A 17,083-nucleotide genomic window follows, 5' to 3' on the forward strand; every position below is an offset into this window, starting at 1 on the left:
GTAATTTTAAAGTGAAAAAAGTATACAGTAATCTTCAAGCAGCAAGTAGCTTATTCGCACCTTGGTTAGCGATCGCTGCAATTACTACAGTCTCATTATTAAGTATCCCAGTCAAAAGTACAGCACAACAGCAATCTAACTCATATTCAGCAGAGCAACGCGCAGCCTTACAAGAAGCCGAACAACTGAATCAACAGGCAAACAAACTATATCAAGAAGGTAAATACAGTTCAGCCATTCCCTTAGCAGAACGCACGCTGGCTATTCGAGAGCAAGTGCTGGGGAGCCAACACCTAGATGTAGCCGAAAGTTTAAACAATTTAGCTATCTTATATCGAGAGCAGGGAAATTATCAACAAGCAGAACCTTTGTTTCAACGCTCTCTAGCGATCGCAGAAAAAGTTCTGGGTAATTCACATCCCATTGTCGCCACTAGCTTGAATAATTTGGCTTTAGTTTACCAATATTTAGGAAACTATCAACAAGCAGAACCTCTGTTTCAACGCTCTTTAGCTATCAGAACGAAGGTATTAGGTAATGAACATCCTGATGTCGCCACCAGCTTAAATAATTTAGCGAATCTCTACCAAAAGCAAGGAAAATATCAATCAGCAGAACCCTTGTATCAACAAGCTGTGAGTATTTATGAGAAACTACAGGGTAAAGAGCATCCAAATGTTGCCACTAGTTTAAATAATTTAGCAGAAGTATATCGATTACAGGGAAAATATCAGCAGGCTGAACCTCTATATCAACACGCTTTGAGTATTTATAATAAAGTCCTGGGTAACTCACATCAACTAGTTGCTAATACCCTAAATAATTTGGGATTGCTATATACTGCACAAGCCAAATATCAACAAGCAGAAGTTCTTTATCAACATTCTCTAGATATCTATAAAAAGCTATTTGGTGAAGAACATCCAGAGTTTGCCAGTACCCTGAATAATTTGGCTTTTTTATACAAAGAAATAGGCAACTATCAACAATCAGAAGTGCTATATCAACGCTCTCTAGCTATTAGAGAAAAGATACTCGGTAATGCTCATCCCGATGTTGCCCAAAGTCTCAATAATTTGGCACTACTTTACCAAGCGCAAGGAAAATATCAACAAGCTGAACCTTTTTATCAACGCTCTTTAGCTATTATCGAGAAAGTGCTAGGTAAAGAACATCCCCATGTTGCTCTTGCTCTGAATAATTTGGCACTACTTTATCAATTACAGGGTAAATATCAACAAGCCGAACCTCTATTTCAACGCTCTCTAGCTATTAGAGAGAAAGTGCTAGGCGATTCCCATTCTGATGTTGCTCAAAGTCTAAATAATTTAGCACTACTTTACCAGGAGCAGGGAAACTATGACCAGGCAGAGATTTTATTTCAGCGCTCTTTAGCTATTGACGAGAAGATAGTAGGTAAAGAACATCCTGATGTTGCTTTAAGTTTGAATAACTTGGCTAATTTGTACCGGGAAGAAGGAAAATTTCCACAAGCAGAAACTCTGTTTCAAGATGCTTTAACAATTTATGAAAAGACGCTGGGTAACGAACATCCAAATGTCGCTCTTACTCTCAATAATTTGGCACTAGTTTATCAGTATCAAGGAAATTATCAAAAGGCAGAACCTTTGCTGCAAAGGACTTTAGCTATCCAAGAAAAGATACTCGGTAACTCACATCCTGATGTTGCTTTGAGCCTGAATAATTTAGCAGCACTATACCAGTATCAAGGCAACTATGAAAAAGCAGAACCTCTGTTTCTGCGCTCTTTAGCTATTTATAAAAAGATACTGGGTAACGAACATCCATCTGTGGCGACAAATTTAACTAATTTAGCATTACTTTACCAAAATCGAGGCGATATTGCTCGTGCTATCGATTTTTTACACCAGGCGTTGGAGATTGAAGAACACAATCTCAAATTAATTTTTGCTGTTGGCTCAGAACAAAGAAAGCAGAATTATGTGAGAACATTTACAGGGACAACCGATCTGAGTATTTCCTTAGCTCTCAATGGAGCGAGAAATAATTCAACCGCCGCATCGTTGGCATTAACTACTGTCTTACGCCGCAAAGGACTTGTATTAGATGCTGTAGCTGATAGCATCCAAATACTACGCGCTCAACTTGACAGCAACCCCAAAACCCAAAAGTTATTTACTCAGTGGTTGCAAGTACAACAGCAACTATCTTCTTTAGTATTTTCTGAAGCCGAAAAACAAACTGCCAACTCTAAATCTCAGTTAGAAGAACTAGATGATGAAAAACAACAATTGGAAGCAGCGATAAGTACTAAAAGTGCAGAATTTCGCACGCAAACTCAATCAGTAGAACTAGCCACAATTCAAGCGAAAATACCCCAAGATGCAGCTTTAGTCGAAATTGTCCAATATCAACCATACAATCCCAAAAGTAAAGTAATCGGGCAACGATGGGACAAACCGCGTTATGCTGTGGCAGTGTTGCACTCTGCTGGCGAACCAAAGTGGATTGATTTAGGAGATGCCGCAGAAATTAACCAATTGGCAATTAATTTTCAAGCAGCATTAGCCACAGGAAAACCATTTAAGAAATTGGCTCGCAGTTTAGATAAACAATTAATAGAACCAATCCTGCCTTTATTGGAAAATGCGCGTCATTTGTTAATTTCTCCCGATGGACAGTTAACATTAATTCCCTTTGAAGCACTCACCAACGAGCAAGGACAATTCCTAATTCAAAATTATGCTTTTTCTTACCTTACCAGTGGGCGAGATTTGTTACGCTTTGCCCCCAGCGGGAATAAATCTTCTGCTCCTTTGGTGTTAGCAGATATAGACTATAACAACCAACTACAAGCTGTCGCTGTCGCTAAAGCACCTGATGTGCGTGGTTCCCAAAATTTACGTTCTGGGGACTTGGCGAATCTGGTATTCGATCCCTTAGATGCGACTAAAGCTGAAGCCACAGCCATCAAAGCTGTCTTACCCAATGCGCAAGTGTTGCTAGGTAAAGATGCGACGGAAACGACAATTAAAAAACTTCACAGTCCGAGTATTTTACATTTAGCTACCCACGGTTTTTTTATTAGCGATGTCGAACAAAATCTGAATGCATCGCGGGGGACAGAAATTGCAACGCGATCGCCTAAAATTTTACAAATAGAAAACCCCTTATTACGTTCTGGTTTGGCGTTGGCTGGTGCTAATAAACGTAACCAAGTCCCAGCAAATAGCGATGATGGCGTACTTACAGCCTTGGAAGTGGCTGGTTTGGATTTGCGCTCAACTAATTTAGTCGTGCTTTCTGCCTGCGAAACTGGTAGAGGTGATGTACAAGTTGGCGATGGGGTTTATGGTTTGCGCCGTGCTTTAGTAATGGCTGGCGCTCAAACTCAGATTTTAAGTTTATGGCAAGTGGATGATGCGGCAACCAAAGAATTAATGGTGAAGTATTATCAAAGCTTAAAAGCTGGTAAAGGTAGGCATGAAGCTTTACGTTCTGCACAGATAGAGTTACTTAATAGCCAAAATTATCAGCATCCGAGATTCTGGGCTGCGTTTGTTCCTTCCGGTAACTGGACACCGTTGAACGAGAAGTAGCGAAAAGTAGTCTTGCAATTCGCTGAAAGTAAAGAACTTTGAAAGATCTGGGAACACTAAATCCAGACCAAGTCAGGATTTCAGCATGGTTAGCACTACTAAAATGAGTATTTCTGGGTATCAAATAACTGAAGAACTCTACAATGGCTCTAGAACCCTGGTTTATCGAGGTTATCGAGAAAGCGATCGCCAAGCTGTAGTTCTTAAACTGCTGAAAAATCCCTATCCTAGTTTCAGCGAACTGGTGCAGTTTCGCAATCAATACACTCTTGTCAAAAATCTTCATCAACCGGGAATCATCGAAACCTATAACCTAGAACCTTTCCAAAATGGTTATATATTAGTCATGGAAGACTTTGGGGGAATTTCCCTCAAGAATTATTTCACCAACAGCGATCGCATTCCATCTCTAGATGAGTTTTTACAAATTGCGATATCTCTATGCGATACCTTAAACCTTCTCTATCGTCATGGTGTAATTCATAAAGATATTAAACCAGCCAATATATTAATTAATCCTGAAACCAAACAAGTTAAATTAATTGACTTTAGTATTGCATCTTTACTTCCACGAGAAACTCAAGAAATCCGCAATGCTAACACCCTAGAAGGCACTCTAGCTTATATTTCACCAGAGCAAACTGGACGGATGAACCGGGGGATTGATTACCGCAGCGACTTCTACTCATTAGGCGTCACCTTTTACGAACTCCTGACCGGAAAATTACCTTTCGCTGGTGATGATTCAATGGAGTTAGTGCATTGTCACTTAGCCAAAACTCCTATTCCCATCCATCAAATCAATCCCAATATTCCGTTAGTTTTATCGCAAATCATCGGTAAGTTGATGGCGAAAAATGCCGAAAACCGCTATCAAAGTGCTTTGGGCTTAAAATACGATCTAGAAATTTGCCTGAGTCAATTACAAACCACTGGTAGGATTGAATCTTATCCACTTGGCGAGCGAGATATTAGCGATCGCTTCCTGATTTCTGAAAAACTCTACGGACGAGAAAAAGAAGTTAAAATTCTCCTACAAGCATTTGAAAGCGTTAGCCTTGGTGCAACCGAAATCATGCTCGTTGCGGGTTTTTCTGGAATTGGTAAAACTGCCGTAGTTAATGAAGTCCACAAACCAATTGTACGGCAACGCGGTTATTTTATTAAAGGTAAATACGATCAATTTCAACGCAACATACCCTTGTCTGCTTTTGTCCAAGCTTTTCGCAATTTGATCGAGCAATTACTCTGTGAATCTGACGTACAACTGCAAGCTTGGAGAAGCAAGATATTAGCGGCTGTTGGGGAAAATGGACAGATACTTATTGAAGTTATTCCTGAATTAGTCAAGATCATTGGCGAGCAACCACCAGCCTCAGAACTATCAGGAACAGCAGCCCAAAATAGATTTAATTTATTATTTCAGAAATTCACCCAAGTTTTTATGTCTGCCGAACATCCTTTAGTGATGTTTTTGGATGATTTACAGTGGGCAGATTTCGCATCTCTGAACTTACTACAACTGTTGATGCAAGACACAAAGCATTTATTGATATTGGGTGCGTATCGAGATAATGAAGTGTCGCCAGTTCACCCTTTCATCATCACTGTAGATGATATCGTTAAAACTGGAGCAGTAGTTAATACAATCACACTGCAACCATTAAATCTAGTGGATATGAATCAGTTGGTTGCTGATACACTAAATTGCGAATTATCTCTAGCTAAACCCTTAACAGAATTAGTCTACAATAAAACTAAAGGTAATCCATTTTTTGCTACACAATTTCTTAAAGCATTGTATGAAGATGGACAGATTACTTTTAATTGGGAAGCACGATATTGGGAATGTAATATCGCTGAAGTTAGAGCTTTAACCCTAACTGATAATGTAGTAGAGTTTATGGCACAGCAATTACAAAAATTGCCTGCTGAAACTCAAGATATACTCAAACTGGCAGCTTGTATCGGAGCGCAGTTCGATTTACAGACCTTGGCAATCATCTCTGAAAAATCTCTAGAAAATGCGGCGATCGCGTTATGGAAAGCGTTACAAGAAGGTTTAATTATTCCCAATACAGAAATCTATAAGTTCTTTATTCAGTCTGATAATGGTTCAGTTGCTGATGCAACAGGTAATCCAATTTATCGGTTTTTGCACGATCGCGTCCAACAAGCGGCTTACTCTTTAATTCCAGAAGAGCAAAAACAATCGACTCATCTCAAAATTGGTCGATTGCTGTGGCAAAATACTTCTGAAGATTTGCAACAAGAACGAATTTTTGAAATTGTCAGTCAGTTGAATAGCGGTCAATCTCTAATTACCCAGATCGATGAACGTCAAAAATTAGCTCAATTAAATTTACAAGCTGGTCGCAAAGCCAAAGAAGCAACCGCTTATCGTGCTGCACTAAATTTCTTTCATTATGGAATTAACTTACTCACAACTAATAGTTGGAAAATTGCTGCCGATCTGAGTCTTAGCTTATATGAAGAAGCTGCTGAAGTTACCTTCCTCAACAGCGATTTTGAGCAGATGGAATCTCTGATTCAAGTGGTTGAGCAAAATACATCCAACTTAATGGATAAAATTAAAGTTTATGAAATTAAGCTCCAGGCTTATCAGGTACAATATCAACCTCTGCAAGCGATCGCTATCGGACGAGAAATTCTTCAACAATTAGGAGTGATATTACCAGAATCACCCACTCCTGAGGACATTCATCAACAAGTAGAAAACACGCTCCTCAAATTAGCAGACAGGAAAATCGATGATTTAATTCATCTACCCATAATGAACGATCCTCACGCATTAGTAACGTTGCGGATCGTAGCCAGTCTTATGCCTTCCATCAAAACTGCTGCTCCGCAACTATTTCCCATCATTGCTTGCGAACAGGTGAATTTATTTCTCAAATACGGCAATGCACCTCTGTCTGCGCCAGGGTATGCAGATTTTGGCATTGTATTGAATAGCTTGAATCAACTAGAATTAGCCTATCAATTTAGCCAGCTTGCTTTGAGAATTTTGGAAAAATTTCAAGTAAAAGCTGTTTACTCTATGACAGCATTTAAAGTTGGTGGATTTAATCTTTATATCAAGCAGCACATTCGAGATGCAGTAGCCTTATTCAAGGCTAACTATCAGTTTGGATTGGAAGCTGGAGATTTAGTTCATGTACTTTTATCCCAAATTGCTCAAATATATTATCAATATTTCAGTGGTCTAGAAAACTTAGCTATTTTGCAACAAGAACTCAAGAAAATTGAATGTATTTTTCTTGGCAATCAAAATAGCTTAAATTGGTTTAAACTCGTAAACCAAACAATGATTAATTTGACCGAATATAGGGATAGTCCAGAAGTTTTAAGGGGAGAATATTTTCATGAAGAAGAACTCTTATTAGCTTTCCTCAAAGAAAATGATGAGACAGCATTGCATGTATTCTTCCTCAATAAGCTAATCCTCGCCTATTTATTCGATCGTATCCCAGCAGCAGCAGACAGTGCAGCTAGAGCAGAACAATATCTCAAGGGGAGTGGAGGATTATTATTTTTACCAGTCTTCTTATTTTACGATTCTTTATCTCATTTTGCTGTTTATTCAACTGCAACAGAACTGCAAAAAAGTCAATTGCTATTGAAAGTAAATAACAATCAAGAAGACCTCAAGTTACGAGCCAAATTTGCACCGATGAATTTTCAGCATAAATACGATCTAGTTGAAGCCGAACGCCATCGGGTTTTAGCGAATCAAATAGAAGCTATTGAATACTACGATCGCGCCATTTCTGGAGCCAAGGAAAACCAATTTTTCAGCGAAGAAGCATTAGCCAACGAACTAGCTGCCAAATTTTATCTCGGTTGGGGTAAAGAAAAAATCGCCCAAGCTTATATGACCGAAGCATATTACTGTTATACTCGCTGGGGTAGCACAGCCAAAGTTGTGGATTTAGAAAACCGCTATCCCCAACTACTCGCACCCATATTACAAAGACAATCACAGTCTTTCAAATCATCGGTAATCAAAACTTCTACATCTTCGCAAACAATCCAAACTTCTACCTTTAGTAAAGCTAACATTTCCGAATCCCTAGATTTGTCCAGCATTCTCAAAGTTTCTCAATCTCTGTCGAGTGAAATTGAGTTGGATAAATTACTCTCGACTCTACTTGAAGTCATACTCAAAAATGCTGGAGCTGATAAATGTGCGTTGTTGATGCCAAAAGGCGATCGCTGGTTTATTGAAGCTGTTTGCCAACTCGAACAATCTACCACTGTTTTGCGTTCGCTACCTTTTGAAGATAATCCAACAGTACCCGTTACCCCGATCAATCAGGTTAAAAATACCCTTTCATTAGTTGCGATCGACAATGCAGCAGTCGAACCAACCCTAGCGGCCGATCCTTATATTCGGCAACATTCACCCAAGAGTATTCTCTGTGCGCCAATTCTTAACCAAGGTAAGCTGATTGGGATTTTATATTTGGAAAATAAGCTGACGGTGGGAGCATTTACACGCGATCGCCTAGAAATTTTACATTTATTGATATCTCAAGCAGCAATCTCCTTAGAAAATGCTCGGTTGTACGCACAATTAGAAGACAGAGTCAAAGAACGCACCCAAGAATTAAACCGAAAAAATGACCAACTGCAAACAACCTTAAAAGAATTACATCGCACCCAAACACAGATGGTACAAAGTGAAAAAATGTCTGCTTTGGGACAACTTGTAGCAGGAATTGCCCACGAAATTAACAACCCGATTAACTTTATTCATGGAAATCTAAATTACATTCATCAATATACACAAGACCTATTGCAGTTATTTAATGCCTATCAAGGCCACTATCCTCAGCCACCTGTATCTCTGCAAACAGAAATAGAAAACTTAGAATTTAATTTTTTGAAAGACGATTTACAAAGTATTTTGAAATCGATGAAAGTAGGTTCTGAGCGAATTCGGCAAATAGTTCTATCTTTACGTAACTTTTCCCGTTTGGATGAATCAGAATACAAAGCTGTGAATCTTCATGAAGGTATTGATAATACTTTAATAATTTTGCAACATCGACTCAAAGCACAGGCTGAACGTCCAGCAATTGAAATTATCAAGCAATATGGCAAGCTACCTTTAGTAGAATGTTACGCTAGAGAAATTAATCAGGTATTTATCAATTTGCTTGTGAATGCGATCGATGCCTTAGAACAGAGCAATCGGGGTCGCAGTTTTCATGAGATTACTAACAACCCAAATCGGATTTGGATTCGCACTCTCAAAACAGCAGAAAATCAAGTGCAGATTACCATCGCTGATAACGGAGTTGGTATTCCAGAGCAGATGCGATCGCGCTTATTCGATCCTTTTTTTACTACCAAACCTGTGGGTAAAGGCACAGGCTTAGGATTGTCAATTAGCCATCAAGTAATAGCTGAGAAACATGGCGGTTCAATTCACGTTAACTCTACACCAGGTCAAGGAACAGAATTTATCATCACCTTACCCATTACAGTAGGATAACGCAGTAGAGGGAGCAGAAATAAATAGTTCTAGCTCTCTCTACTTCTATGCGCTTGCACTATTTCTTTCTAAAAAAAACAAGCATTTTTACTTATTCTTGTATCCGATACTAAGTAGAGAAGCATAAAAATCAAAATATATAACGAAAACTAAATTTCCTAAAAAACCTCTTCTCGTTCTGCCTTTTCATAACGACAATAGTTCTATTCCTTTGGTAGAAGTCAGACTCATCAAAATATTTTTATACTACTAATACCAGTTTGAAAAAAGAATGCGACAGATGAGTAGGGGCACGGCATCAGTAAGATAATTTGATATACCAAAAGATTGTCGGTGCCGTGCCCCTACAAAGAATTTATTTGTAGCAAACATTATTTGAATTGGTATAAATAGACAAAGTTTTTGGAAATGCGAAGGAAAAGCAGTTTCAACAAATATCGATTTGATTAATATAGAAGATTTTAGATTGACTTTAATGTAAATATAAAAGAGATTTTAATGAGCTTATTAGATATTAATAATAGTGGAGTTGCCTTATCAGTTAAGAGCAACGACAAGAATGCTTTGGGTGAGAAACAAATCACACATCTACGTCCACAGTTGCAGCGATCGCACTCCCAAATTTCCCATTGAATTAATCCGGGCGGCAACTCTTTCAGGAGAAGGATTCTGCACTCCCAGTAAATGTTAAGTTGAGATTTGAACTCAAAATTTCCAGTTCTGAGGTCGAAACTTCGAGTTCCGAACACCAATGATGCTGCTTTTTACTCGGAGTTTGACTGTTAAGCAATAAGTAGTTTATTGAAGCGCGATATAAAGCGAGCGAACAGAAAATTGGAAGTTTAGCTCAACGACAATTCACAGACAATGATTTTGAAAATCTTAACCACACAAAACAATTAGCTCAAGCCCAAGGATTTCATGTTGAAACCTTCAGTATTTTGGAGGTGACAAACCAATTGGCGTCTGTGTCTGCACTACAAATTAATTTAGATTATGCTAAAGAACTGCTAGCAGCAGCACCCATCTTTGTCTTCACTCTTAGGTAAAGCTTCAACCTTCTTTAACCTTAGAGTATACAGATATGAACCGATGCCTAACTAAATATTCAACCTGATAGATGAACGCTGCTTGAATCAACCAAATAATTCCAAATATTACAACTATGTTTTGGTCAAAATTTGTATAATCTTCAATATTTTTTAGATAATTATCTTTAAAAAAAGGTAATAACAAAGTACAGAAGAAAGCTGAAATCAATGTAGATAAAATGATAACAAGCCAGCCATATAATCCTTCCCACCAACTCATCAATTTTGGTAGTAAGCCTTTTGTATTACCTATTTCTGGAGCTTGAGCTTCTGAAATAAAACGACTTAAAAACAAATGTAACAAGTGATGAGTAAATGCAATGATTGGAATTGGAGAAACAATTGTTATTATTGTAAATAAAATAACTAACTCTAGACTGTTGGCAAAATGGGCAACACGATATCCTGTTTTTACAATCATCTCAGCTATATATGTAATAAATCGTAAAAATACAGCTAAAATTAGTGATTTTAACCAACAAGTAGGATAAGGCAACCATAGAGGCCAACGAGATTGTTGCAATTTTTTACCGTTGGAATGCAATATATTGAACTTTGGCATAATTAATCAAACATCAAATAGAGAAAATATCTTCCTTTCGTTAAAATTCCCTATTTACAGATGCAAGTAACATTTGAAGAAGAAAATTCTTAGCCTAACTTTTATTAACTTGCATTTTAAAGCAAGGCTATAGCTTTAAGTATTTTTATCTATAATGTCAAGTATATTAGCATTTTTAAGCATGACTTAACTTTAAACTTTATTGATTTTAGGTTAATTCTTTTATGTCTCACGATAATAGTTATATTCGACATCTTTTTATTAAACAGAAACATGGTTCAGTAATGAGAGAAGTTGAGGAACTTAATCTAAAAGTAGGTCATGGTATAGAAGGAGATATTAATGCTAACTCAATCAGCCCCAGACAAGTTTTAATTGTTAGGCATGAAGATATTACAGATTTTGCCATTCCACCTGGCGAATTAAGAGAAAATATTGTCATAGCAGGGGTAAAATCTGAAAATTTTACTCCTGGCTCTCTCATAAGTTTTGATAGTGGTGCTGCTATTCGTTTAACCTTTCATTGCGAACCGTGTAAGCGCATAGCTCATTTGGTTGATTCTTTAAAGAGTATTCAATTTAAAAGAGGTATTTTAGGCGTCATTATCAATTCAGGCAAACTCCATGTTGGGAATAATCTTCAAATTCATAATGAAGTATTTCCAGCATTATCTGAAAAACCATATGAACGCTTTCTAGAATTTATAGTAAAAGTACCGTCGGGCAAAGTAGTAACATACAAACAGATAATTGCAGCAATTGGAGTAGATAATAGCTATATTCGAGCTATTCCTACATATCTCAAAAAAACATCTGCTGCTGATTATCCAATCCACAGAATATTAGATTCTCAAGGTTATTTGATTAGATATATTCCGCATCAAATGGACAACTTAAATTCCGAAAACATTGAAGTTTTAAACGAGCAGGATTTATCTACCAATACAAATAGATATTTTGTAGATTTGAATAAATACTTGTATCGAAACCAGAGTCTTTACTTAAATTAAAAATTTGGCACTAAAAAGTTGCCCATAAAATATGAGATGCAAACAGGAATAACTGTGGAATAAATCGCAGAAATTACAAGTTTATAGTGTTGTATCTACATTTTTACTGTGTTCTTGAACCGCGATAAATTCGCTCCATTTGCTCTGGAGAAAGTATTGTCATTGGAAACCATTCATGTTCAGAATTAGGATTGTGCTGTGGCAATTGCAACGGAAGTTGTGGAGTTCTACTGACATGAATTTCCACATTGCTATCTAGAGGTGGGCTAACTAAAGTCTCATCTATATCTGATGGAGAAAGCTGATTGTGAAGCAAAACATAGGCGTGCTGTTGTGGATCGTATACCAAAACCTCTCCTGCTTCAATTTGATAAATCCAAGCATAAATACTCAGTTTTCCTTGGTAGATTTTCGAGCGAATCACCGGATAAGTGCGGAGATTTTCGATTTGGGTGAGTACATTTTCAGCAATAATTATTTCTAAAAGTTCTTCTCCTTCGTAGTGGTTGTAGTTGTCTTTCACCAACCGTCGGGTTGCTTCTGCATATTTAAGCCAGTCATGTACAAGCGGCATTTCTACCCGCAAGCTGTCTAATTTCATTAACCCTTTCATGGCACCACAATGTGAGTGACCGCAGACAATTATTTGTTGAATATCTAATGCTTGAATAGCATATTCAATCGTCGCTCCTTCACCGCCATTAGTAGCGCCAAATGGTGGAATAATGTTACCTGCGTTGCGAATAACAAATAATTCGCCCAAACCGGCTTGAGTAATCAGGTTGGGATCGATACGCGAATCGGAACAAGTAATAAATAGTACTCTGGGCTTTTGACCATGAGAAAGTTGTTCAAAAAGTTCTTCATTAGCACGAAAATAACTACTTTTAAAGTCGCGCAGGCCTTTAATCAATTTTTTCATAGGAATACCTAAGTGAACCAGTAATACTATTGAGCGTTGCTGATAACAACCGGAATCTTCAATAAGAAAATTACACCAATAGTATTATCTACCGATCAGCTGGATTTAAACCTAATTTGATTTGCTTCTAAGTAGACTACTTGGTTTTTTAATCCTTGAGCTTCAGTAGCAGTTAAACCTTTCCATTGCTGTTGCGCTTGTTTGACGCTAGGTACTGATTTGAGTACACCTGCTAAATCTAAAGTTTGTCCTGGTTTGACAACAATTTTCTGTTCAGCGCTTCCCGCATCGAGTTTGGGAGCCAAAACTACAAATACTCGTTGAGTATTACTGGAACCTACCCAGAAAGTGCGATCGCCTACTACGCTTTGAACCCTGACATTGCTAAACTGTACTGGTCTATTGACAAGTGTTTGTTTATTAGCGTTGGTAATGACTAATACGTCTGTGATTGGTTCTGTCTGCACAACAGTTGTTACTTGTGGACTAGGGGTAACAACAACGGTAGTGGTTGGCTGTGGTGTAGCAGTGACAGTAACCGTTGCTTGTGGCGTAGGAACAACAACAACATCAGGTTGCTTTGGTTCGGTCGCACAAGCACTAATTCCAGTTGCAAACAGTGTTAAAAGCGTTGCTTTACTCAGCCATGATTTTGCGATCGCAAGATTATCGCTGTAATTTTGACTATACATTTGACTATTAATATGCTGAATACTGAGTTTATTTAACTATTAAAGTTCCTACTATTTGAGACTTATAAACATCTCACACCGAGAAATTCTAGGCGCATAAAAAAGTAGTATTACTTTAATGCGTTTACTTTAAATTATTAGTAGATAATTTCGCTTCTACCTAATGGAGTAGTATTAGGAGGGAAAGATATTGGAATTTTTCTGCGGTGTGATCGCTCTGATTAGCTGCTATGAAAATGCTGTGTTGGGAAGGCATAACTAAGGATTTTAAACCTAATCGAAGAGCGCAGAAGACTTACCGACTATTTCTCTTCAACCACGCTCATGGGTTTTTGACTATGCTGATACTCCTCATAAAAACCTGCTACTTCCGCTAGGGTATATAGGGGTCGTTGTTTAACTTCTTCATAAATCCGCCCAACATATTCACCCAAAATGCCAATACTAAATAGTTGCACAGCTGCTAAAAAGAAAATAGCCATCATGATAATAGCGATTCCCGTTAAAGGGGAATGAGGCACAAAAAGTCGCCAGTACAAAACCAGCACGCACATTAACAATGAAACTATTGCTGCTAAAAATCCCATATAAGTTGAAAGTCGCAGCGGTACTTTAGAAAAAGAAACCAGTCCGTTGATTGCCAATGCTAAAGATTTACGAAATGTATATTTAACATCACCTGCAAACCGCGGATCTCGCTCAAACTTGATAGCTATTTGATTAAAACCCACCCAAGCGCGTAATCCCCGAATGTAGCGATTACGCTCTGACATGGTATTTAGCACATCGACAACTTTACGATCTAATAAGCAAAAATCCCCCGTGTCTGTGGGAATATCTACATCTGCTAGATTTTTGAGAATGCGATAAAAAGCATAGGCGGTGAAGCGCTTAAACCAGCCTTCTTGGCGGCGTTGGATGCGTTGGGCGTAGACAATTTGATATCCTTGTCGCCATTTTTCCACCATATCGGGAATTAATTCGGGTGGATCTTGTAAATCAGCATCGAGAATGACTACTACTTGTCCGCGGGCAAAATTTAGCCCGGCGGTGACAGCAATTTGATGACCAAAATTCCGCGCCAGGCTTAAGTAAACCACACGCGGATCTTTTTGATGCAATTCCCGGATCATTTGTAAAGAGCGATCGCGGCTGCCATCGTTCACCAAACACAACTCTACCGCACCATCCATGCGATTCATCACCATCGAAATCCGGCGATACATTTCTGCAATGGTATCTTCTTCGTTGTAGATCGGTACGATAAAAGAATACTTAGGTAGCATGATTAACTTAACGTTTGCGACGAAAGGGAAAAGTACGATGACGGCGATACCAGGTAGATCCAGCGACTAGCATTCCCAGCAATGCTAAAGCACCAACCAGGGGCATGACCTCTCCGGTACGGATTGCTTTTAAGCCGGAACTACCCAATAGAACAAATGGTAATACCCCCGGTACCGTTCCCAAAATAGTGCCGATCAGGTAATCTTTGAAGCTCACGGATGTCAAACCAGCAGCAAAATTTACTAATCCATAGGGCATAATCGGTACAAGGCGAATGGCAAACATATAAAATACCCCACCCTGACGTACTTCTGCATCGATCGCCTGCCAACGCCCTGCTAGCCGCCGCGACACAATTTCATACCCAATTGTCCGCGCAAAGATAAAAGACGCGATCGCGGCCAAAATGGCAGCTACACTTGTCCAAAATGTTCCTAACCAAGGGCCAAAAATCGCTCCCCCCGTTAAATTTAATGCTGTGGAAGGCAGAACTAATATTGTTGCTACCACATAAATTACCACATAAGTCACAGGTGCCCAAATACCAGAGTTTTTCAACCACAACTTAATTAAATCGGGATTAATTCCTCCTAAAAAATAGGCTGTCAGTGCAGTAGCTACTAAGCAAACTAAAAACAATAAAGTAAAACTAGTTTTAAAATTCAACATCAATAAATTATCCCAATACTACGCGGTTAAGTAATTTGCAATCAGAATTTGGTTTAGAGAAAATGTTAAAAGGTAATACCAATTTGAAAAAAGAATGCGACAGATTGTAGGGGTACGGCACTGCCGTGACCTCTAGAATATTATTGATGTGTCGCAAACATTATTTGATTTGGTCTAACTTTTCGCCTTAACCGACAAGTATTGATATCCATTATGTTTTTAATCGAGTGACGACGAGCAAGTTAAATTAGTTCTGTTTTTACCTCAAATAAAACTACTCAAAAAATTAGTTAATATTGATGCTAAAACTTCAGGGTGAGATAGATGCGGACAATGCCCAGAAGCTATTTCAATCGCCTCAACTCCTAAACGCTGGCTTGCAGCATAGCGTGACCATGTAGGAGATAAGATGCGGTCATCGCTACAAACAATATATTTATGTTCAATCGTAGGAAAAGCTTTTAAAGGATGCAGTTCAAAAATATATCCCATAAATTGTTGCGAACGACTTTTCGAGATTGCCCACTGGGCTATATCCGGTTGACAATCATGATAGAAAAAATCCCGTAATACTGCTGCGTCTGCATAATCTTTTCCTACGGAAGCTGGTTCATACATATAAGGCTCAGAGTGGAACTGTTCGAGTTGACTGGGGTCTTTTGGTTGGTAATTGAACGATCTAAGCGTATCAGAATCGAGATGATGCGCAAATTGATCGAGTGTACTGACTCCAGGATACGGGAGCAGCGCAGCCACAAATACTAATTGACGCACTTTTACCGCTTCTGCAACCAGAGGAATTATCGTACCAGCCATTGAGTGACCAACTAGCACAATATCATCATCAGTTTTTGGCAGTGCTTGAATTACTACATCCGCCATTTGAGACAGGGTAGTAGATGCATTTTCAATTGGCAAATCCATCGCAACAGTTTTGTGACCCTTGGCTTCCAAGTAGGGAATGAGCAAATCCCAACACCACGTACCTTGGAAAGCGCCGTGAACTAGACAAAAAAGACTCATATCAATTGATTAATAGTAATGGTGTGCGAGTTTCCTAACTTGTCTTATTTTTCAGCAATTTTCAACCTCATGCTAGTACAGCCAACAAAAAGTCTTGATTCGTGCTAGCCTGCGTGAACTTTTTCTGCTTTGCAGTAAAGTGAACAAGCCAGGGAAACTGTCCTAACTGAAAGCAATCTCTGATTAGTACTTATGAACTCTTGATGAAGATGTCTGACCAGCGATCGCATCAATTTCTCCGGTTCTTGTCGAGCGAACCATACAAAGCGATCGCTTCTCCAAGAAATTAATTCAAGTAATAACAATAGGAGAAAATTCTGGAATTTGCAAATGCTAGTGGGTATTTAAATCCAGATAAAATTCAACTCTATAATTGAACTTCTATGAAATCTCTTACCCCAGAATTTATCCGCGCTATCACCCCCATATTTATGGCTACTGTTGGAGCCGTAATTGGAGTTGCTGTTTTAGTTTCACCCAACATCACAGATGCAAAATGGTCTGCGGGTCTTGGTCTTGCTGGAACCGCAATTGCTGGGGCTGCTGGACTGGCACAAACTAGCAAAAGCGAACCTGACTTTTCTGTTAAAAAACAAGGGGACACTTTGCAAGTAGAAACTCCAGCAAACCAGCTAAATGACAAAACTAAATCATGATAAATCCACATTCTTTGCTATGTGAATTTTGTATTAGTTTTCAATATTTCTTGTACCAAAGTCCGCGTA

The 17,083-nt window shown here is 38.5% G+C and carries 11 protein-coding genes; 5 read left to right on the forward strand and 6 right to left on the reverse strand.

Annotated features, from left to right (window positions below):
- Positions 1-11: 11 nt before the first annotated feature.
- The 3 genes from AACU33_RS14235 to AACU33_RS14245 all read left to right on the forward strand — a co-directional run bounded on the left by AACU33_RS14235 (position 12) and on the right by AACU33_RS14245 (position 9,735).
- Positions 12-3,581: a CHAT domain-containing tetratricopeptide repeat protein gene (locus AACU33_RS14235; protein WP_096589317.1), complete on the forward strand. Its 3,570-nt coding sequence runs from the start codon at positions 12-14 to the stop codon at positions 3,579-3,581.
- A gap of 85 nt (positions 3,582-3,666) precedes the next feature.
- Positions 3,667-9,102 carry a trifunctional serine/threonine-protein kinase/ATP-binding protein/sensor histidine kinase gene (locus AACU33_RS14240; protein ID WP_096589318.1) on the forward strand — a complete coding sequence of 1,812 codons (5,436 nt, stop codon included), beginning with the start codon at positions 3,667-3,669 and terminating at the stop codon, positions 9,100-9,102.
- A 498-nt stretch (positions 9,103-9,600) separates the two neighbouring features.
- Entirely contained in the window at positions 9,601-9,735 is a 135-nt protein-coding gene (locus AACU33_RS14245) for a hypothetical protein (protein WP_339376003.1), read from the forward strand.
- Positions 9,736-10,155: 420 nt separating this feature from the next.
- Here the strand turns inward: AACU33_RS14245 and AACU33_RS14250 are convergent, their stop codons facing one another.
- Positions 10,156-10,755: a hypothetical protein gene (locus AACU33_RS14250; protein ID WP_096589319.1), complete on the reverse strand. Its 600-nt coding sequence runs from the start codon at positions 10,753-10,755 to the stop codon at positions 10,156-10,158.
- 224 nt (positions 10,756-10,979) lie between these two features.
- Between AACU33_RS14250 and AACU33_RS14255 the strand changes: the two genes are divergently transcribed.
- Positions 10,980-11,765 carry an MGMT family protein gene (locus AACU33_RS14255; RefSeq protein ID WP_096589320.1) on the forward strand — a complete coding sequence of 262 codons (786 nt, stop codon included), beginning with the start codon at positions 10,980-10,982 and terminating at the stop codon, positions 11,763-11,765.
- Positions 11,766-11,868: 103 nt separating this feature from the next.
- Here AACU33_RS14255 and AACU33_RS14260 read toward each other — a convergent pair whose 3' ends face one another.
- From AACU33_RS14260 to AACU33_RS14280, 5 genes are all read right to left on the reverse strand, one after another.
- On the reverse strand, positions 11,869-12,687 hold the full coding sequence (locus AACU33_RS14260) for a carbonic anhydrase (RefSeq protein ID WP_096589321.1): 819 nt from the start codon (positions 12,685-12,687) through the stop codon (positions 11,869-11,871).
- A gap of 95 nt (positions 12,688-12,782) precedes the next feature.
- Positions 12,783-13,379 (reverse strand): hypothetical protein, encoded by a 597-nt coding sequence (locus tag AACU33_RS14265; protein ID WP_096589322.1) that lies wholly within the window; start codon positions 13,377-13,379, stop codon positions 12,783-12,785.
- A gap of 302 nt (positions 13,380-13,681) precedes the next feature.
- On the reverse strand, positions 13,682-14,665 hold the full coding sequence (locus AACU33_RS14270) for a glycosyltransferase family 2 protein (protein WP_096589323.1): 984 nt from the start codon (positions 14,663-14,665) through the stop codon (positions 13,682-13,684).
- A gap of 7 nt (positions 14,666-14,672) precedes the next feature.
- Positions 14,673-15,335 carry a TVP38/TMEM64 family protein gene (locus AACU33_RS14275; protein WP_096589324.1) on the reverse strand — a complete coding sequence of 221 codons (663 nt, stop codon included), beginning with the start codon at positions 15,333-15,335 and terminating at the stop codon, positions 14,673-14,675.
- Between the two features lie 264 nt (positions 15,336-15,599).
- Positions 15,600-16,358, reverse strand: coding sequence for an alpha/beta fold hydrolase (locus AACU33_RS14280; protein ID WP_096589325.1), 759 nt, complete (start codon positions 16,356-16,358; stop codon positions 15,600-15,602).
- A 383-nt stretch (positions 16,359-16,741) separates the two neighbouring features.
- Here AACU33_RS14280 and AACU33_RS14285 point away from each other — a divergent pair, with 383 nt between their 5' ends.
- Positions 16,742-17,014, forward strand: a complete 273-nt coding sequence (locus AACU33_RS14285) for a hypothetical protein (protein ID WP_096589326.1) — start codon at positions 16,742-16,744, stop codon at positions 17,012-17,014.
- The last annotated feature ends 69 nt before the right edge of the window (positions 17,015-17,083 follow it).

It is taken from the genome of Calothrix sp. NIES-2098, assembly GCF_963875125.1.
Classification (GTDB): domain Bacteria; phylum Cyanobacteriota; class Cyanobacteriia; order Cyanobacteriales; family Nostocaceae; genus Aulosira.